Here is a 20,047-nt window from a genome sequence, read left to right on the forward strand (position 1 = left end):
GAGGAGTTGTCGTTGTGAGCGAGTACGTCGAGGCCGAGGTGTCTGCCGGGGCGGCGCCCGCCGCCGTCACGCCGGCCGACGCCGCCGATGCCGCGCGGCTCGTCGCCTTCGGTCTGCAGCCCAAGGTGCAGCCCGCGCGAGACCAGGAGTACACGGAGCTCCTGCGGCGCTACCGGGAGGACCCCGCCTTCGCGCGGCTCGCGGACGCCGTGGCCGCCGGGCTGGGGCTCGTGGTCCTCGAGGTGTCGCCCCGCGCGGGGATGGCGGTGACCGCCGCCGAGGACTCCGTGTTCGCGGTTCGCATGGGCGACTACGCGCGTCGTACCTCCGCGGACGGCGGCGACCGGTTCCTGCACGGGCTCGCCCATCTCGCCGTCGCCGCGCTGGCCTTCCCCCGCCCCGAGGACCTGGCCGACGACGGCTACATCGGACGGATCACGGTCAACGGCGTCGACGCCTTCGTCCGGCAGGCCTGCCGTCGCCTGGAGGAGCGGGCGGAGGAACGGGGGGAGAACACCGACCCGGCCACCGACGCGCCCGGCCTGGAGGCCGCCTGGCGGATCTGGGCCAGGCGGAGCGCGACCGGTGCCACCAAGGACGCCCGCAGGCTCGCCGGTTCCACCACGGGCATCATCGGCAAGGCGGTCGCCTTCCTCACCGACTCGGGTTTCCTCCAGCGCACGGGGGACGACCAGGGCGGCACCTACCGCACGACGGCCCGCTATCAGCTCCAGGTACGGGACATGGCAGGCAGCGCCGCCATGGCCGAACTGCTCGAACTGGGGGTCGTCCCGGTCACCGACGGCACGGCCAGCCTGATGCCCGCCGAGCACACCGAGGACCTGGACCTGGTCGCCGACGCCGGGCTGCCGTTCCACTCCTGATCCTGAGCCCTCCGAACCCCTTTCCCACGTCTTACGAGAGTCCGCCATGTACGAGCTGTCCCGGGTCCGCCTCTACTCCATCGGGCCGGCCGGTGCGCGCTACGCCGACACCGTGCTGGACCTGCGGGGTGTCGGCGAGCCGGTGCCCGACCCCGCCCCCACCCAGGCGGAGTTCTTCGAGGAGGAGCCGGTCGGCCCGCCGCGCCGGCCCGCGCCCGCCGGCGTGCTCTTCCTGGAGAACGGCGGCGGCAAGTCGGTGCTGCTCAAGCTGATCTTCTCGGTGATGCTGCCGGGGCACCGGAACACCCTCGGCGGCGCCAGCTCGGGTGTGCTGCGCAAGTTCCTGCTCGCCGACGACTGCGGGCACGTCGCCCTGGAGTGGCAGCACACGCTCACCGGCGAGTGCGTGGTCGTCGGGAAGGTGAGCGAGTGGCGCGGGAGGCAGGTCTCGAACGACCCGCGGAAGTTCGCGGAGGCCTGGTACTCGTTCCGGCCCGGCCCCGGACTCTCGCTCGACAGCCTGCCCGTCGCCGAGTCCACCGCCGTACGGCCGCCCGTGGAAGGCGCCTCCGGGGCGCAGGGACGGCGTCGCACCATGAAGGGGTTCCGGGACGCCATCACCGAGGCGAGCAAGGTCTACCCGCACCTGGAAGTGCACTGGGAGGAGATCCACGACCGCTGGATCGAGCACCTCGGTGACCTCGGCCTGGACCCCGAACTCTTCCGCTACCAGCGGGAGATGAACGCCGACGAGGGCGAGGCGGCCGGCCTGTTCGCGGTGAAGAAGGACTCCGACTTCACCGACCTGCTGCTGCGCGCCGTCACCGACACCCGGGACACCGACGGACTGGCCGACCTGGTGAGCGGCTTCGGCAACAAGCTGGGGCGGCGTGCCGAGCTGATCGCCGAACGGGACTTCACCGCCGGCTCGGTGGACCTGCTCGGGCGGATCGTGGAGGCCGCCGGGGCACGCGCACGGGCGCGTGACATCCACGCCGGAGCCGAGCGCCGCACCCGCACGCTGGCGCGGCGCCTGTCCGCGCGGGGCGTCGAGGAGCGGACACGCGCCGGCGACCTCGCCCAGCAGGTCACGGCCGCCGCCCACGCCGTCACCCACTCCGAGGACGCCCGCGAGCGCAGCGCCCTGATCGCCGCCGAACTCGCCTACCGGCACGCCTCGCTGGCACTGGCCGTCGGTGAGAAGTCCGCCGCCGCGCAGAAGCGCGAACTGGCCGACGCGCGCACCCTGCACTCCGCCTGGCAGGCCGCCGAGGCCGTGCTGCGCCACCGCGCCGCCGCCGACCGTGTCGCGCGCGTGGCCGCCGCCATCCAGGAGGCCGAGCGCGACGCGGCCCCCGCCCTCGCCGCCCGTGCCAGGGCCGCCGTCGACCTGGTACGCGCCCTGCACGCCGCCGCCGAGAGCGCCGAGCGCCTCGCCAACGAGGAGGAGGAGCGGTCCGCCGCCCTCCAGGAGGTCAGCGACGCCGCCTACCGGGACTCCACCGCCGCCGCCACCGAGGCCCAGCGAGCCCGCAGCGAGGTGGGGCATCTGCGCCAGCGCCTCGGCGAGGTCGAGCAGGAGACGGCCGAGGCGGTCCGCGCGGGCTGGCTCGACGACAGTGCCCCCGACGCCGACCCGGCCCGGGCCGCGCTTGCCGCGAGCGACGCCGAGAAGACGGCCGTGGCCGCCTGGGACACCGCCCGCGAGGCCTCCCGCAAGGCGAGCGAGCACGCCCGCGAGGCGGCCGCCGCCGAGTCCCGTGCCGAACTCACGGCGGCCCGCGCCGCGGACGCGGCGACCGCGGCGGAGCGGACGTACGAGGCCGAGAAGCGGCTGGCCGAGAGCCTTGCGGCGGAGGACCGGCTGGCCGAACTGCTGGGCCTCACCGGTTCCCGTACGGTCATCCCGCGGCCCCGGCACGAGGACGGCGACGACACGCTCGGTCCCGAGGAACTCGATCGGTTCGCCGACGAGTTGCGCGAACTGCTCGACGACGCCGTCGGCTCCGCCGAACGTCACCTGTTCGACCTGCGGACGGCGGCCGCCGACGACTCCCGGATCCTCGGCGCCCTGGGTGACGGCGGTCTGCTGCCGCCCGGACCGGACGTGCTGGCCACCGTCGAGTTCCTCGGCGAGCACGGCATCCCGGCCCTGCCCGGCTGGCGCTACCTCGCGCAGGCCGTCGACCCCGCCGACCACGCGCGCGTGCTGGCCGCCCGCCCCGAACTCGTCGACGGCGTCATCATCACCGACCCCGGCACACACGCCCGGGCCCGCGAGGCACTGAGCGACGCGGCCCTGCTGCCGCGCTCCGCCGTCGCCGTCGGCACGGCCGCCGCCCTGCTCGCACCGACCCCGCCCGCCGACGCCACCCCGGGCGACGTGTTCCTCGTACCGCCGAACCCCGCCATGCACGACGAGCACGCCGCCGACGAGGAACGGCAGGCGCTGCGGGCCCGGGCGACCGAGCGGGACGAGGAGATCCGCACCCTCGCCGCGCGGCTCGGCAAGGACCGCGAACTGGCCGCCCGGCTCGCCTCCTGGCGCACCGGCTGCCCCGCCGGACGGCTCGTGGAGCTGGCCCGGGCCGCCCAGGAGGCGCGCGCGTTCGCCGAGGAGGCCGAGGCCGAGCTGGCCGAGGCGCGGACCGTGCGGGCCGAGGCCGAGGAGGCCGCCGCCGAGGCCGCACAGGTACGCGACGAGCGGCAGGAGGCCGCACAGAAGGCCCGGCGCGCCGCCGACGCCCTGGCCGGCCTCGCGTTCCGGCTGCGCGAGCGGGCCGGCTGGCAGGTCAAGCTCCGTGAACTGGCCGACGAGGCGACCGAGTCCGAGGCCCGCGCCCAGTCCTGTCTGGAGCGCGCCCGCGCCGCCGACGAGGACCGGCGCGGCGCCCAGCGTGCCGCGGACGACGCCCGCCGCACCGCCCGCGCCCTGCGTGCCGAGCGCTCCGAGATCGCCGGCGCCCCCGACGACGTCCCCGACGCGGACGAGGACGCCCCGAAGGCCTCACTGCCCGCCCTGCGCGAGGCCTACCGGACCGCTTCCCAGGTGTACGAGAAGGTCGGCGTGGGCGCCGATCTGCGTGCCGAGCAGGCCCGCGCGGAGAGCGACGACAGCGCCGCCCTCGCCGAGCTGAACCGGCTGAGCAACAAGGTCCGCACCCGCGCGGAGCAGCTGCTCCAGTCACCGGACGGCTCCGACGGCCCCTCCCGGCAGGCCGCCGCCGCCCGCGCGGAGGAGCTGGTGCAGCTCCTGGAGACCCGGATGTCCACCGCCAGCGAGCAGCTCGGACGGCTGCGCGGCGAAGCCGAACGGCACGCCCCGCAGGACGGCGGGGCCCACACCGAACTCCCCGAGGAACTCCAGCCGCGCGACGCCGAGCACGCACAGGCGCTGCTGCGCACGGCGACCGCCGAACTGGCCTCCCGCACCGAGGCGCTGGCCCAGGCGCGGGAGGCACACGCCGAGCTGCTGGCGGCCCACCGAGCGGCCGAGGACGCGGCGAGCGGCTTCGACGAACTCGCGGCCATGCTCCGCGACCTGCTGCGCGAACACACCGCCGAGGACGAGCAGGGGGAGCCGGAGCCCTACCCCGGCAGTCCGGAGGAGGCCCGGCAGTCCGCCGCCGAGGCCCGCAGGTCGCTGCGGGGCTGCGCCGGTGACCTGTCCGCCGCCGAGGCCGCCGTACGGGAGGCGAGCGACGTGCTCGTACGGCACGCCAACTCGACCCGCTACGAGGCCGTACGCACCCCCGCCCGGCAGCAGATCCGCGAACTGCCCGCCGCCGCCCTGCCCGAGCACGCCCAGAAGTGGGCCGACGCCTTCGCTCCCCGGCTGCGGGTCCTGACCGACGAACTGGCCCAGCTGGAACGGAACCGGGACTCGATCGTGGACCGGCTGCGCGGGCTGGTGGAGTCCGCGCTGGCCACCCTGCGGTCCGCGCAGCGGCTGTCCCGGCTGCCCGAGGGGCTCGGCGAGTGGTCCGGGCAGGAGTTCCTGCGCATCCGGTTCGAGGAGCCGGACCAGGCCACCCTCACCGAACGCCTGGGCGAGGTCATCGACGAGGCGACCCGGGCCGCCGTGAAGAAGAACTCCGATCTGCGCCGGGACGGAATGTCCCTGCTGCTGCGAGGGGTCGCGGCGGCGCTGCAGCCGAAGGGCATCGCCGTGGAGATCCTCAAGCCGGACGCCGTGCTGCGCGCGGAGCGGGTGCCGGTGGGTCAGATGGGCGACGTGTTCTCCGGCGGCCAGCTGCTGACCGCCGCGATCGCCCTGTACTGCACGATGGCCGCCCTGCGGTCCAACGACCGGGGACGGGACAAGCACCGGCATGCCGGAACGCTCTTCCTCGACAATCCCATCGGCCGGGCCAACGCCACCTACCTGCTGGAGCTCCAGCGAGCGGTGTCGGACGCGTTGGGCGTGCAACTCCTCTACACGACCGGGTTGTTCGACACCACCGCGCTGGCCGAGTTCCCGCTGGTCATCCGGTTGCGCAACGACGCCGACCTGCGAGCCGGGCTGAAGTACATCAGCGTGGAGGAACATCTCCGGCCCGGGCTGCCGCAGCAGCCCCAGGCGGGTGAGGCCGTGCACAGCGAGATCACCGCCACCCGGATGTTCAGGAAGCCGTCGGCCTGACAGCTCCCTCGTCGACGCGTGGGCGCGGTGTCCTCGCGCGGGGTGCCCTCAGGGGTGGGACAGCTGCCCGGCCTGGCCGCCGCGCCCACGTATCCGCTTCTGTTCGCGCGCGGCGGTACGCTCCTGCCGCCGCGCCGCGCGCCGCTCGCGGCGCAGTTCCCGCGCCGTGCTGCTCGGCTCGGAGACCACGCCGTTGCGCTGGTTCCACACCTGGCGGGTCACCCAGACGTCCACCACGCTCCAGGTGGCCGCCACCGTGCTCGCCACGCTGCTGATCACCATCGGGAACGCCAGCCAGGACTCCGCCATCGTGCAGAAGAACGCCACCATGGCCTGGATCAGTGTCACCGAGATGATGATCAGCGCCCGTACTGCCGCGGTGCGCACCGGGTCCGGCATCCGGTACCGCTTGGCGGGCTCCTCGACCCACAACGGCCGGTACTGCTCGTGCGGTTGCGCCGTCGCGCGCGCCACCGCACCGTCCTCGGGCGCCAATCGCCGCTGAGCCGTCCCTGTCAACGTGTCACTCCCCACCGCCGGCAGAACCTCACCCCGGAGTCCGACGACCCCGGCTCCCCAGTGGCTGCCCGGCTTACGTTGTTTTACGCAGCCCGGATACGGGATTCGGCTCCTGTGGCCGATTCCGCACCCATTGCCCACCAACAAGGACGAACGAACTCGCCCGATGATTCCCGACCAGCGAAAAATTCCGGCCAACTGATCCTTCGTACCGGTCCCGCCCCACTCGCGCGAAGTCGACGCGATCGCGGTGGCAATCTCCCGCAATGCCCGGACAACTCCTCCTGTCCGTTCCCGTCCGTCGGCCATGCCTCGCCGCAGATGCGGAAGTTCACCGTCCAGACCGTTCTTCGAGTTATCCCTGTGGCGGTAGTAGGCTCGCGCCGTTTGTTGACGCACATATGTACCCCCGCCCCGCGGGGGTCGAGCTGGGGGAGGCCATGCGCTTTCGCGGGAAGTCGATCCGCCGGAAGATCGTGGCGCTGCTTCTCGTGCCGCTGGTGTCCCTGACGGCCGTCTGGGGCTTCACCGCCGTCCTCACCGGGCGTGAAGTCAGCCGGCTGTTCCAGGTGTCGGCCGTGGTCGAGGACATCGGATACCCCACCGACGACACCATCCAGGTGCTCCAGCAGGAACGCCGGCAGACCCTCGTCTATCTCGCCGATCCGCGCGCCGCCGACGCGCTCGCCGCACTGCGCCGTACCCGCACCGCCACCGACGATGCCGTCGCCAGGCTTCGCGCGAACGCCCGGAAGGGGGACGTCCGCGACGCGGTGAACGCGGACGACGGCGACCGCCTCACCGCCGTGCTCGACGCCTTCGACGGCATCGCCCCCCTGCGCCGCAGCGTCGAGGCGGGCACTGTCAGACGCTCCCAGGCCTTCGACCTGTACAACCGCCTCGTCGAACCCTGCTACGCGCTGCTGACCAGTCTCGACGGCCTGGACGACGTCGAGATGGAGAAACAGGGCCACGCCCTCGACAACCTCACCCTCGCCAGGGAACTCCTCTCCCGTGAGGACGCCCTGCTCGGCTCGTCCCTGGTGGTCGGGAGGATCTCCCGCGACGAGACCCGTGAGATCTCCGACCTGGTCGCCCAGCGCACCCTCCTCTACGACACCAGCCTGCCGCTGCTCCCGGCGCCGGAACGCGACCGCTTCGACCGCTACTGGAAGGACGCCACCAGCGCTCCGCTGCGGGCTGCGGAGCAGTCCGTCATCGCCCTGGGCACCGGCACACCCGACGACGTCAGTGCGAAGAGCTGGGACACCGCCGCCGGCAGCGCCCTGAAGGAACTGGGCACGCTCGACGACCAGGTCGCCGACGGCTACCAGAACCGCATCCGGCCCGTCGCCGTCGACGTGATCGTCCAGGCGGCCGTGGTCGGAGTCCTCGGACTGGTCGCCGTGCTGTTCTCGCTGATCATGTCGGTCCGGGTCGGCCGCGCCCTCATCCGTGACCTGCGGCTGCTGCGCCAGGAGGCGCACGAGGCCTCCGGGGTTCGGCTGCCGAGTGTGATGCGCCGGCTGTCCGCCGGGGAACTGGTCGACGTCGAGACCGAGGTCCCGCGCCTGGAGTACGACAAGAACGAGATCGGCGAGGTCGGCCAGGCCGTCAACACCCTCCAGCGCGCCGCCGTGGAAGCCGCCGTCAAGCAGGCCGAACTGCGCTCCGGCGTCTCCGAGGTCTTCGTCAATCTCGCCCGCCGCAGCCAGGTCCTGCTGCACAAGCAGCTCACCCTGCTCGACACCATGGAACGCAGGACCGAGGACACCGACGAACTCGCCGACCTCTTCCGCCTCGACCACCTCACCACCCGGATGCGCCGCCACGCCGAGGGCCTGGTGATCCTCTCCGGCGCCGCACCCTCGCGCCAGTGGCGCCGGCCCGTCCAGCTGATGGACGTGGTGCGCGCCGCCGTGGCCGAGGTCGAGGACTACGAGCGCATAGAGGTGCGCCGGCTGCCCCGCGTCGCCGTCACCGGCCCCGCCGTCGCCGACCTCACCCACCTCGTGGCCGAACTCCTGGAGAACGCCACGGTGTTCTCGCCGCCGCACACCGCCGTGCAGGTCCTCGGCGAACGCGTCGCCAACGGCTTCACCCTGGAGATCCACGACAGGGGTCTCGGCATGGCCGCCGAGGCGCTGCTCGAAGCCAACCTGCGGCTTGCCGAGACACCCGAGTTCGAACTCTCCGACACCGACCGGCTCGGGCTGTTCGTGGTCAGCCGCCTCGCCCAGCGCCAGAACGTACGCGTGTCGCTCCAGCCGTCCCCCTACGGCGGCACCACCGCGGTCGTCTTCATTCCCGACGTGCTGCTCACCGACGACGTCCCCGACACCAACGGCATCGGCTTCCGCCTGGACCGCGACCACCTCGCCCCGCAGGCAGAGGCCGAGAGGAGCCGGGCCGCCGCCCTGAGCCAGGTCCCTTCGCACCGGACCGGGACGTCCGCCGCGCCGCTCGACGGGCCGGTCGAGCTGGAGGCGCCGGCCGACCAGGACACGTTGGACGGCTTCCCGGGCGCCCTCACCGGCGCCGACAGCGAACGCGGCGGACTGTTCCACCCCCGCCGCACCCTCACCCGGGCCGGTGACGACCCCGTGCCCACCGTGAGCGAGCCTCATCGGAGCGCGCCCGGGACCGCGGACGCCCTCCAGGACGAACGCCCCGGCGGACCCGTGGCGCTGCCCAGACGGCATGCGCCCAAGCTGGTCAGCTCGCACGGCAAGCCCGTCACCGAGCCGCGCGACCGCCGTGCCGAGTCCGACGAGCCGGAGCAGGCGGGCCCGGCCCGCCCCGAGCCGGGGCGACTCGCCCCGCTGCCGTCCCGCCGCCGCACCGACGCCTCCGGGCACCGCGCCACCGGCTCGGCCGAACGGCCCGGGGAAGACCCGGCGTACCCGTCCGAACCCGCCGGACCGACCGCCCTGCCCCAGCGCGACCGCCGCTCCGAGATCACCACCGGCAGCGGCCCCGATGACTCCGTCCCGCTCCTCGGCGGCACGTCCCCGGAGGCCGAACCCGGCACCCGGCCGCTGCCCAGGCGGGTACGGCAGGCCAACCTGGCCCCACAACTGCGACAGGACCCCGCACGACCCGCCCCGCGCGAACCGGAACCCGTCGAGCGTGACGCCGACGAGGTCCGCAGCCGGATGGCCTCGCTCCAGCGCGGCTGGCAGCGCGGGCGGGCGGAGAACGCCACGGGCGACGGGGCCCGGCAGGGCACAGCACAAGGAACGACTAAGGGGGACGGTCGATGACCGATCCGATGGCGACCGGCCGCGCGGCGACGAACAAGGGTGAGCTGAACTGGCTCCTGGACGACCTCGTGGACCGGGTGGCCAGCATCCGCAAGGCCGTCGTGCTCTCCGGCGACGGCCTGCCCACCGGGGTCTCCAAGGACCTCACCAGAGAGGACAGCGAGCACCTGGCGGCCGTGGCCTCCGGCTTCCACAGCCTGGCCAAGGGCGTGGGCCGCCACTTCGAGGCGGGCAGTGTCCGGCAGACCGTCGTCGAGCTCGACGACGCGTTCCTGTTCGTCACCGCCGCCGGCGACGGCAGCTGCCTCGCCGTCCTCTCCGACGCCGACTCCGACGTCGGCCAGGTCGCGTACGAGATGACCCTGCTGGTCAAGCGGGTCGGCGTACATCTGGGGTCCGCTCCGCGCACCGATCTGCCCGCAGGCGGGTAGTGGGATGACATGAGCGCAGACGGTGAGGGAACAGGTCGCTGGTTCGACGACGAGGCCGGACCGGTCGTCCGTCCGTACGCCATGACGCGCGGGCGCACCACCAGTCCGGCCCAGCACCGCCTCGACCTGATCGCGGTGGTCGTCACGGAGCCCCACGCGGACGATCCCGAGGCCGACCGGACGCTGTCCCCGGAACACGTCGACATCGTGGAGCTCTGCCGCGACGTACCGCAGTCGGTCGCCGAGCTGGCTTCGGAACTCGATCTGCCCATCGGAGTCGTCCGGGTCCTCGTCGGCGACCTCGTCGCCGGGGAACTCGTCCACGTCAACCGGCCGGTGCCGCCGGCCGAGCTGGTGGACGAGAGTATTCTGCGCGACGTGATCAACGGCCTCCGGGCGCTGTGACCGGCGTGGAAGCGGAGTGGTGACGTGACAGGCTGGCAGTTCTGGGTCGACCGCGGCGGGACGTTCACCGACGTCGTCGCCCGGCGCCCGGACGGCCGGCTGCTCACCCACAAGCTGCTCTCCGACAACCCCGCGCGGTACGCCGACGCGGCCGTGGCGGGCGTCCGTGAACTCCTCGCCGACTCCGGCGACCCCGTGGACGCCGTCCGCATGGGCACCACGGTCGCCACCAACGCGCTCCTGGAACGCAAGGGCGAGCGCACCCTCCTGGTCGTCACCCGCGGCTTCCGCGACGCCCTGCGCATCGCCTACCAGAACCGCCCGCGCATCTTCGCCCGCCGCATCGACCTGCCCGAGCTGCTGTACGAACGCGTCGTCGAGGCCGACGAACGCATCGCCGCCGACGGCACCGTCCTGCGCGCCCCCGACCTCGACGCCCTGGCGGCCCCGCTCCGGCAGGCGTACGACGACGGGATCCGCGCGGTCGCCGTCGTCTGCATGCACAGCCACCTGCACCCCGCCCACGAGCGGGCGATCGGCGAGCTGGCCGCCCGCACCGGCTTCCCGCAGATCTCGCTGTCCAGCGAGGTCAGCCCGCTGATGAAGCTCGTCCCGCGTGGCGACACCGCCGTCGTCGACGCCTACCTGTCGCCTGTCCTGCGCCGTTACGTCCGCCGGGTCGCCGACGAACTCGAAGGCGTGCGACTGATGTTCATGCAGTCCAACGGCGGCCTCGCCGAAGCCGGGCAGTTCCGCGGCAAGGACGCCGTCCTGTCCGGGCCGGCCGGAGGCATCGTCGGCATGGCGCGGATGTCGCAGCTCGCCGGCTTCGACCGCGTCATCGGCTTCGACATGGGCGGCACCTCGACCGACGTGTCCCACTTCGCCGGCGCGTACGAGCGGGTCTTCACCACCCAGATCGCGGGCGTCCGACTGTGCGCCCCCATGCTGGACATCCACACCGTCGCCGCGGGCGGCGGCTCGGTGCTGCACTTCGACGGCTCCCGCTACCGCGTCGGCCCGGACTCGGCAGGCGCCGACCCCGGCCCGGCCTGCTACCGCGGCGGCGGCCCGCTCACCGTCACCGACGCCAACGTCATGCTCGGCCGTATCCAGCCCGCCCACTTCCCGCACGTCTTCGGCCCCGAAGGGAACCGGCCCCTGGACGCCGACCTCGTCCGCGCCCGGTTCACCGGCCTCGCGCGGGAGATCCGCGAGCGGACCGGCGACGACCGCTCCCCGGAACAGGTCGCCGAGGGTTACCTGAGCGTCGCCGTCGCCAACATCGCGGGCGCCGTGAAGCGGATCTCCGTCCAGAAGGGCCACGACGTCACCCGCTACGCCCTCACCACCTTCGGCGGGGCCGGCGGGCAGCACGCGTGCCCGGTCGCCGACTCGCTCGGGATCCGCACCGTCCTGGTGCCGCCGATGGCGGGCGTCCTGTCCGCACTCGGTATCGGGCTCGCCGACACCACCGCCATGCGCGAACAGTCCGTCGAGGTCCTTCTGGAGCCCGCCGCCATGCCCGGCGTCCGCAGGACCGCCGACGACCTGGAAGCCGCGGCCCGCGCCGAACTCCGTGCCGAGGACGTCCCCGAGGACCGTGTCGAGGTGACCCGCCGCGCCCAGCTGCGCTACGACGGCACCGACACCGTCCTGACCGTCGAACTCACCGAACCGAGCGCGATGAAACAGGCCTTCGAAGATCGTCATCGCGCCACGTACTCCTTCACCCTCGACCGTCCGGTCGTCGTCGAAGCCCTCTCCGTGGAAGCCACCGGCATCACCCAGCCCCCCGATCTCTCCGCCCTCGCCCCGTACGAAGGCCGTCCCGCCGCCGCGGAGACCGTCCGCCTCCACACCGGCGGCGCCTGGCGCGACGTACCCCTCCACCGCCGCGAGGAGCTGCCTCCCGGCGCACCCGTCACCGGCCCGGCGATCATCACCGAGGCCGGCGCCACGACGGTGGTCGACGACGGCTGGCGGGCCACCGCGACCGACGACGGGCATCTGGTCATGGAACGCGTGGCGGTCACGCAGAGTTCCGATCTCGGCACAAAAGCCGATCCGGTTCTGCTCGAGGTCTTCAACAACCTCTTCATGTCCATCGCCGAGCAGATGGGCGCCCGGCTGGAGTCGACGGCCCAGTCCGTCAACATCAAGGAACGCCTGGACTTCTCCTGCGCCCTGTTCGACCCGGACGGAAACCTGGTGGCCAACGCCCCCCACATCCCCGTCCACCTGGGCTCGATGGGCACCAGCGTGAAAGAGGTCATCCGCCGCCGGGGCGCCTCGATGCGTCCCGGCGACACCTACGCCGTCAACGACCCCTACCACGGTGGGACCCACCTGCCCGACGTCACCGTGATCACTCCGGTCTTCGGGACCGGCGGCACCCCGGTCACAACGGGTGACGGCGGGGAGATCCTCTTCTACGTCGCGTCCCGGGGCCACCACGCCGAGATCGGCGGTGTCGCCCCCGGCTCGATGCCGGCGAACAGCCGCACCATCGAGGAGGAGGGTGTCCTCTTCGACAACTGGCTGCTCGCCGAGAGCGGCCGGTTCCGGGAGGACGAGACCCACCGGCTGCTCGCCGAGGCCCGGCATCCCTCCCGCAACATCCCCACCAACCTCGCCGACCTGCGTGCCCAGATCGCCGCCAACCGCAAGGGCGTCGACGAGGTCGGCCGCATGATCGAGGAGTTCGGCCTCGACGTCGTCCAGGCCTACATGCGCCACGTCCAGGACAACGCCGAGGACGCCGTCCGCAGGGTCGTCGACGCCCTGGACGACGGCGAGTACGCCTACGAGACCGACTCCGGCGCCGTCATCCGGGTGAGCGTCCGGGTGGACCGCGGAAACCGTCGGGCGACCATCGACTTCACGGGCACCTCCGCGCAGCTCGCCACCAACTTCAACGCCCCGTTCTCCGTCGTCAACGCGGCGGTGCTGTACGTCTTCCGGACCCTGGTCGCCGACGACATCCCGCTCAACGACGGCTGTCTGCGGCCCCTGGACATCGTCGTCCCACCGGGTTCGATGCTCGCTCCCGAGCCGCCGGCCGCCGTCGTCGCGGGCAACGTCGAGACCTCCCAGGCCATCACCGGCGCGCTCTACGCGGCGCTGGGCGTCCAGGCCGAGGGGTCCGGGACCATGAACAACGTGACCTTCGGCAACGCGCGCCACCAGTACTACGAGACCGTCGCCTCCGGATCCGGGGCGGGCGACGGATTTGCCGGTGCGAGCGTCGTACAGACCCACATGACCAACTCCCGGCTCACCGACCCGGAAGTCCTGGAGTGGCGGCTGCCCGTGCGCCTCGACGAGTTCGCCGTGCGGCGGGGCAGCGGCGGCGCGGGCCGTTGGCGCGGCGGGGACGGCGCGGTCCGCCGCATCCGTTTCCTCGAACCCATGACTGTCTCCACCCTCTCCCAACACCGTCGCGTCCCGCCGTACGGCATGGCGGGCGGGGCGCCGGGCGCGCTCGGCGCCAACCGCGTGGAGCGGGCGGACGGCACGGTCACCGATCTCGGCGGCAGCGACACGGCGGACGTCGGCACCGACGACGTACTCGTCATCGAAACCCCGGGTGGCGGCGGATACGGACATCCGTCACCCGGCGGCGCGTCAGGAACCACCCTCACCGAGCACGACCCCGTCAACGAATGACCCTCATCAAGCAGGAGAAGAGATCGATGATCTTCGGGCGATCTGAGCGCGGCAAGCCCCCGGTCGAGCCAGTCACGCTCAAGATCCTCGTGGCCGGCGGCTTCGGCGTGGGCAAGACGACGCTGGTCGGCGCGGTCAGCGAGATCAGGCCGTTGCGCACCGAGGAGCTGCTCACCGAGGCCGGGCGGCCGGTCGACGACACCTCCGGTGTCGAGGGCAAGCGCACCACCACCGTCGCCATGGACTTCGGCCGCATCACCCTGCGCGAGGACCTGGTGCTGTACCTGTTCGGCACACCCGGGCAGGAACGGTTCTGGTTCATGTGGGACGAGCTGTCCGAGGGCGCACTGGGTGCCGTCGTGCTCGCCGACACCCGCCGCCTGGAGGACTGCTTCGCCGCCGTCGACTACTTCGAGCGCCGTTCCATCCCCTTCCTCGTGGGCGTCAACTGCTTCGAGGGTTCCGACCGTTACCCGGCGGAGGACATCCGCCGTGCCCTCGACCTCGACCCGGACGTACCGGTCGTGCTCTGCGACGCCCGGGACCGCGGGTCGGTCAAGGAGGTGCTCATCGGTGTCGTCCAGCACGCGATGGCCGCAGCGGCGGCGCACCGGCAGGCCGTCACCACCTGAGCGGCGGCACGGCCCGTACCCCCGTCGACCGGGGTACGGGCCGTGATCCCGGGGGTCACCCGGCGTCCTCGTCGAGCCAGCCGAAGCTCTTCTCCACCGCCTTGCGCCAGTTGGCGAACTCCCGCTCGCGCACCGACGCCTGCATGGCGGGCGTCCATTCGGCGTCCTTCCGCCAGTGCGACCTGAGTTCGTCCAGATCGTTCCAGACCTCGGTCGCCAGGCCGGCCGCGTAGGCGGCGCCCAGGCAGGTCGTCTCGGACACCCGGGGCCGGATCACCGGCACCCCGAGCACGTCGGCCTGGTGCTGCATCAGCAGGTTGTTCCTGGTCATGCCGCCGTCCACCTTGAGGGTCGTGATCCGCACCCCGGAGTCCTGGTACATGGCGTCCACGACCTCCCGCGTCTGCCAGCTCGTCGCCTCCAGCACCGCACGCGCGAGATGTGCCTTGGTGACGTAGCGGGTCAGCCCGGTGATCACCCCGCGCGCGTCCGAACGCCAGTAGGGGGCGAACAGACCGGAGAAGGCCGGCACGATGTAGGCGCCGCCGTTGTCGTCGACGCTCGCGGCCAGGGTCTCGATCTCGTCGGCGGTGCGGATGATGCCGAGCTGGTCGCGGAACCACTGGACGAGCGCGCCCGTTACGGCGGTCGAACCCTCCAGGCAGTACACCGGTGCCTCGTCACCGATCCGGTAGCCCACGGTCGTCAGCAGTCCGTTCTTGGACGCCACCGGCCGGCTGCCGGTGTTGAGCAGCAGGAAGCTGCCCGTTCCGTAGGTGTTCTTCGCCGTGCCGACCTCGTAGCAGGCCTGCCCGAAGACCGCTGCCTGCTGGTCGCCCAGGGCGGAGGCCACCGGCACCCCGGCGAGCCGGCCGACGGCGGTGCCGTACACCTCCGCGGAGGATCTGATCTCGGGCAGGACCGCCGCGGGGACGTTCATCGCCGCGAGGACGGCGGGGTCCCACTGGAGGGTCTCCAGGTTCATCAGCATGGTGCGGCCCGCGTTGGTGACGTCGGTGACGTGCCGGCCGCCGTCGGTGCCGCCGGTGAGGTTCCAGATCAGCCACGAGTCGATGGTTCCGAAGGCGATCTCGCCGCGCTCGGCGCGGCCCCGGAGCCCCGGAACGTTGTCGAGCAGCCAGGCCGCCTTGGGCCCGGAGAAGTAGCTCGCCAGCGGCAGCCCGGTCTGCTCGCGGAACCGGTCCTGGCCGTCGCTGCCGCCGAGTTCGTTGCACAGGGCGGCGGTACGGGTGTCCTGCCAGACGATCGCGTTGTGCACGGGCTTGCCGGTGGCCCTGTCCCACAGGACCGTCGTCTCGCGCTGGTTGGTGATGCCGAGCGCGCTCAACTGCTCGGCACGCAGATGCGCGTTGGCGAGCGCCCCGGCCACCACGGCCTGCACCTTGGACCAGATCTCGGTGGCGTCGTGCTCCACCCAGCCGGGCTTGGGGAAGATCTGGCGGTGCTCGCGCTGGTCGACGGCGACGATCGCGCCGCCGCGGTCGAAGATGATGCAGCGGCTCGACGTGGTGCCCTGGTCGATGGCGGCGACGTACTTCTCGGCGGTGTCCGGCATGGCTACCCCTTGATTGCTGGGTCCGGAGGCTGCGGTGGTCGCTGGGTCCTGGGGCTGCGGTGGTCGCTGGGTCCTGGGGTTGCGGGTGAAGGCGGGGGATCAGAAGGCCACGTCGTAGAGGAGACCCGCGAGTGCCCCGCCGATCGGCGGGCCGACGACCGGGATCCAGGCGTAGTCCCAGTCCGAGGTGCCCTTGTGGGGGATCGGCAGGAGGGTGTGCACGATCCGGGGACCGAGGTCGCGCGTCGGGTTGACGGCGTAGCCGGTGGGCCCGCCGAGGGACAGCCCGATGCCGACGACGAGCAGGGAGACGATCAGGACGGCCGTGCCGATGACTTCGCCGACGAATATGTCTCCGTTGCTCATGGCGGCTCCCAGGGCGCTGGCCGGGGGACTGGCCCGGCGCTTAGAGCAGGAACGGTTCTTTGGCGACGTCGGGACAGCCCGGGGCGCAGTGCCTGATTACGCCGAGTATGTACGGCGATGTCGACCGACACCGGAAGTTTTCACCGGCGTCCAGGGAGCGTCAAGGTCGCTGACGGCAACGATGACGGGCAATCGCAGGGGAGCAGTTCTCACGGTTCCAGCACCGCGTACCCGGCCTGGGCCGGATGCGAGCCCGAGCCGCGCCGGATCTCGTACCCGGGCGACCCCGCCCGCCCCAGCACCCAACTCGCCCCAGGCAGCGCCTTGGCGGCCTTCTTCAGCGGTGCCAGACACGCGGCCGCCTGCCGGTGGTCGGCCACACTGCCCGGAGGGCAGACGACGGTGGCCAGGGACAGCGTGACGGGACGGCCGGCGGCCGACCAGGGTGCGTCGAGCACCGCCTCCAGCGGGGCCAGGCCCGTCTCGTCGGCGAGCACCAGGAAGTCGTCGCCGCCGATGTGCCCCACGCGCGCGTGCCCGACGACGGCCTCCTGTACGGCCCGTCCCACCGCGCGGATCAACTCGTCGCCCGCCGCGAACCCGGCACCGTCGTTCACCAGTTTGAAGTGGTCGATGTCCAGCCAGCTCAGCGCGACGACCTGGCCGTCCGCGATCCACCGGTCCGCCTCGACCGTGATCGTGTCCGAACCGGGCAACCGCGTCAGCGGGTTGAGCCCGGCGGCCTCCTCGACCCGGGACTCGGCGAGTGCCCGCAGCAGGTCGGCGAGGTGAACGACGCCCACACAGCGCCCCAGCCGGTCGACGACGGCCACGTCGTCGGAGGCGCGGTCCCGGCCGCCGACGGCCACCACGTCCAGCACCTCCCAGGCGGTCGCGTCGACGCCGACGGTGCGGGGTGCGTCGCCCAGTTTGAAGGCCGGGCGGTCGGCGTACAGGGCGTGTCCGTAGCGGCCGGACATCGACAGCAGGAAGTGGGAGCGGTGCACCGACCGCACCGGGGCGCCCGCCTGGTCCACCAGGAGGACGCCCGAGACGTCCGGGGACCCGGTCAGCAGCGTCCGCACCTGCGATGCGGACGCGGTGACCGGCAGCAGTGCGGCAGGCCGTACGAACTCCCGCACCGACGGCCCGGAGCGCGGCCGGGACACGGTGGTGGCCGAGGACGGCGGAACGTACACGCCGGCCACCGGGATCCGGGCCGGCGGTGCGAACAGTTCGCCCTGGCCCAGCTGCGCCCCGGCCGACAGGGCCGCCGTGTACTGGAGTTCCGTCTCGACGCCCTCGACAGCCAGGAGGGCGCCCAGTTCCTCGCACAGGGTGCGCATCGCCCGGACCGCGGCGGGTCGGCCGAGCAGCGAGGCGTCCAGTTTGAGCAGGTCGGGGGAGAGGTCGGTGAGCAGTCGCAGGGGCACGTCTCCGTCGCCCACACCGTCCGCGCAGATCCGGAAGCCCTGGCCGCGCAGGGTCGCCACGGCCTCCAGCAGGGACCGCTGCGGCACGTGCGTGTACGGCGGGACGACGTCCAGGGTGACCTCCCAGGGCATCCGGCCGGCTTGGCGGACGGCCTCGGGCAGCGGGCCGATGCCGCCCAGGTCGGCGAGCGTGGCGGCGAAGACGTTGATGTGCAGCGGCAGGAGGGTCTCCGTGCGGGCCGCCGCCCGGAAGGCCAGCACGGCCAGCCTGCCGTCGACCTCGGGGTCGCGGTGGGCTTCGGCGAGGATGTCACCCGTCTCGGGGCGGGCGAGGATCTCCAGTGCGGCGACCCCGCCTGTCGTCAGGTTGACCACCGGCTGGAAGGCGAAACGGAGAGCATCCGTCCAGGAGAGCACGGGAGCATGATGACCCCCTGGGAGTGCGCCCAGGGGCAGTTCATGAGACGTTCACGCATCATTCCGGGGTGGTCACGCAGTGTGCGACTTCTGCCGTCACACCGGTCCCGTCAGGCCACCGCTATCACGGACGAACCGTGCCCGAACAGCCCCTGGTTGGCCGTGATGCCCACGCGCGCGTGGACGACCTGCCGGTCTCCCGCCGCGCCTCGCAACTGCCAGGTGAGCTCGCAGACCTGGGCGATCGCCTGGGCCGGCACCGCCTCTCCGAAGGAGGCGAGGCCGCCGCTGGCGTTGACGGGTATCCGGCCGCCCAGCGCCGTCGAGCCCTCCCGCAGCAGCTTCGCCGCCTCGCCCTCTGCGCACAGACCCAGATCCTCGTACCACTGCAACTCAAGTGCGGTGGACAGGTCGTACACCTCCGCAAGGGACAGCTCCTCGGGGCCGATGCCCGCCTCCTCGTAGGCGGCGCTCGCGATCGACGCCCGGAAGGTCCGCTCCGGGGGGTCGACGGTGGCGGCCGAGTCCGTGGCGATGTCCGGCAGGTCCAGCACCGTGCTCGGATAGCGGGGCGTGACCGTGGACACGGCCCGGATCCGCACCGGCCGCCGCGACCCGTGCCGGCGGGCGAACTCCAGGCTGGACAGCACCAGCGCGGCCCCGCCGTCGGAGGTCGCGCAGATGTCCAGCAGCCGCAGCGGATCCGCGACCACCTGGGAGGCGGCGACCTCCTCGGGGGTGACCCGCTTGCGGTAGCGGGCGTACGGATTCGCCGCCCCTGCGGCCGCGTTCTTCACCTTGACCAGTGCGAAGTCCTCGGGGGTGTCCCCGAACACCGCCATCCGCCTGCGCGCGTACAGCCCGAAGTAGGCCGGATTCGTCGCTCCGAGCAGCCTGAAGCGCAGCCAGTCGGGATCGTCGGGACGCTCTCCTCCGGCGGGCCGGAAGAAACCCTTGGGCGCCGCGTCCGCGCCCACCACGAGCACCACGTCGGCGAGCCCCGCCAGGATCTGTGCCCTCGCCGTGGCGACGGCCTGGGCTCCGGAGGCGCACGCCGCGTACACGCTCGTCACCCGGGCCCCCTGCCAGCCCAGCGCCTTGGCGTAGGTCGCGCCCGCGACATATCCCGGATAGCCGCCACGTACCGTGTCCGCGCCCACGATCGAGCCGATGTCCCGCCACCGGAGCCCCGCGTCCTCCAGGGCGGCGCGGGCCGCCGCCGTCCCGTACTCGACGAAGCCGCGCCCCCACTTGCCCCAGGGATGCATGCCCACGCCGAGCACCGCCACGTCCGCCGTCACCGCGCCACCCCCGTCGGCCGCCAGTGCCAGGTGGTCCAGGTCGTCTCCGCGTCCTCGGCCAGCACTCCGGGGACGACCTCGACCGCCATGCCCACCGTCAGATCGGCGACGGTGACCCCGGGAACCGCCTGTCCCAGCACCACGATCCGCTCGGACTCCAGCTCCACAGCGATCAACGCGTACGGTTCCCAGGGAAGTTCCGGATCGCTCACATAGGGTGACGGAGGCCGGTATCTGCTGTCGGTGAACGACCAGATCCGCCCCCGCGGAGAGAGCGGCACCTCGGTCAGATCGCCGCCCTCGCACGCCGGGTTGCGGCAGTGGACGTCCTCGCGCGGGAAGAAGACCGTGGCGCAGGCGGCACAGCGGGTGCCCAGGAGCCGGAAGGAGTCCCCCTCGCCCGTGAACCAGCCGTCGACCGCAGGCATCCGTGTACGCGACAACGCTCCTCCAGGGCTACAGATCTGACGGAACGTCAGAAGTGTGCCACGGGCCGCCGGAATTGGGCA

The 20,047-nt window shown here is 72.7% G+C and carries 11 protein-coding genes and 2 pseudogenes; 7 read left to right on the forward strand and 6 right to left on the reverse strand.

Going from position 1 to position 20,047, the window contains the following annotated elements; translation table 11 throughout:
• The first annotated feature begins 14 nt into the window (after positions 1–14).
• Both AB0958_RS23790 and AB0958_RS23795 read left to right on the forward strand, forming a co-directional pair.
• Positions 15–884: a hypothetical protein gene (locus tag AB0958_RS23790; protein WP_366892478.1), complete on the forward strand. Its 870-nt coding sequence runs from the start codon at positions 15–17 to the stop codon at positions 882–884.
• Positions 885–930: 46 nt separating this feature from the next.
• Complete coding sequence (locus tag AB0958_RS23795) at positions 931–5,526, forward strand: hypothetical protein (protein WP_366892479.1); 4,596 nt, start codon at positions 931–933, stop codon at positions 5,524–5,526.
• Positions 5,527–5,574: 48 nt separating this feature from the next.
• On the opposite strand, the gene AB0958_RS23800 is transcribed toward AB0958_RS23795, so the two are convergent.
• Positions 5,575–6,000 (reverse strand): hypothetical protein, encoded by a 426-nt coding sequence (locus AB0958_RS23800; protein WP_366892480.1) that lies wholly within the window; start codon positions 5,998–6,000, stop codon positions 5,575–5,577.
• Between the two features lie 485 nt (positions 6,001–6,485).
• On the opposite strand from AB0958_RS23800, the gene AB0958_RS23805 reads away from it, so the two are divergent.
• The 5 genes and pseudogenes from AB0958_RS23805 to AB0958_RS23825 all read left to right on the forward strand — a co-directional run bounded on the left by AB0958_RS23805 (position 6,486) and on the right by AB0958_RS23825 (position 14,445).
• Positions 6,486–9,308 carry a nitrate- and nitrite sensing domain-containing protein gene (locus tag AB0958_RS23805; protein WP_366892481.1) on the forward strand — a complete coding sequence of 941 codons (2,823 nt, stop codon included), beginning with the start codon at positions 6,486–6,488 and terminating at the stop codon, positions 9,306–9,308.
• Entirely contained in the window at positions 9,305–9,739 is a 435-nt protein-coding gene (locus tag AB0958_RS23810) for a roadblock/LC7 domain-containing protein (protein ID WP_366892482.1), read from the forward strand. The genes AB0958_RS23805 and AB0958_RS23810 overlap by 4 nt, the downstream gene beginning before the upstream one ends.
• Before the next feature lie 9 nt (positions 9,740–9,748).
• Positions 9,749–10,144 (forward strand): DUF742 domain-containing protein, encoded by a 396-nt coding sequence (locus tag AB0958_RS23815; protein WP_366892484.1) that lies wholly within the window; start codon positions 9,749–9,751, stop codon positions 10,142–10,144.
• A 24-nt stretch (positions 10,145–10,168) separates the two neighbouring features.
• A pseudogene (locus AB0958_RS23820) lies at positions 10,169–13,859 on the forward strand (hydantoinase B/oxoprolinase family protein).
• A complete protein-coding gene (locus AB0958_RS23825) occupies positions 13,840–14,445 on the forward strand; it encodes an ATP/GTP-binding protein (RefSeq protein ID WP_366892485.1) in 606 nt (201 codons plus the stop codon). The pseudogene AB0958_RS23820 and the gene AB0958_RS23825 overlap by 20 nt, the downstream one beginning before the upstream one ends.
• 55 nt (positions 14,446–14,500) lie before the next feature.
• Here the strand turns inward: AB0958_RS23825 and glpK are convergent, their stop codons facing one another.
• The 5 genes and pseudogenes from glpK to AB0958_RS23850 form a co-directional block, all read right to left on the reverse strand.
• On the reverse strand, positions 14,501–16,021 hold the full coding sequence (gene glpK / locus AB0958_RS23830; protein WP_366892486.1) for a glycerol kinase GlpK: 1,521 nt from the start codon (positions 16,019–16,021) through the stop codon (positions 14,501–14,503).
• A gap of 99 nt (positions 16,022–16,120) precedes the next feature.
• Positions 16,121–16,351 (reverse strand): annotated as a pseudogene (locus AB0958_RS23835) (aquaporin); the annotation flags it as partial.
• A 245-nt stretch (positions 16,352–16,596) separates the two neighbouring features.
• Positions 16,597–18,237 carry a GGDEF domain-containing protein gene (locus AB0958_RS23840; protein WP_366892487.1) on the reverse strand — a complete coding sequence of 547 codons (1,641 nt, stop codon included), beginning with the start codon at positions 18,235–18,237 and terminating at the stop codon, positions 16,597–16,599.
• A gap of 110 nt (positions 18,238–18,347) precedes the next feature.
• The gene (locus AB0958_RS23845; protein WP_366892488.1) at positions 18,348–19,538 is read right to left on the reverse strand and encodes a lipid-transfer protein; all 1,191 of its coding nucleotides are present in this window, start codon (positions 19,536–19,538) and stop codon (positions 18,348–18,350) included.
• Positions 19,535–19,966, reverse strand: coding sequence for a zinc ribbon domain-containing protein (locus AB0958_RS23850; protein WP_366892489.1), 432 nt, complete (start codon positions 19,964–19,966; stop codon positions 19,535–19,537). Before AB0958_RS23850 ends, AB0958_RS23845 begins: the two co-directional genes overlap by 4 nt.
• Positions 19,967–20,047: the final 81 nt, after the last annotated feature.

Source organism: Streptomyces sp. NPDC006655 (assembly GCF_040703965.1).
Classification (GTDB): domain Bacteria; phylum Actinomycetota; class Actinomycetes; order Streptomycetales; family Streptomycetaceae; genus Streptomyces.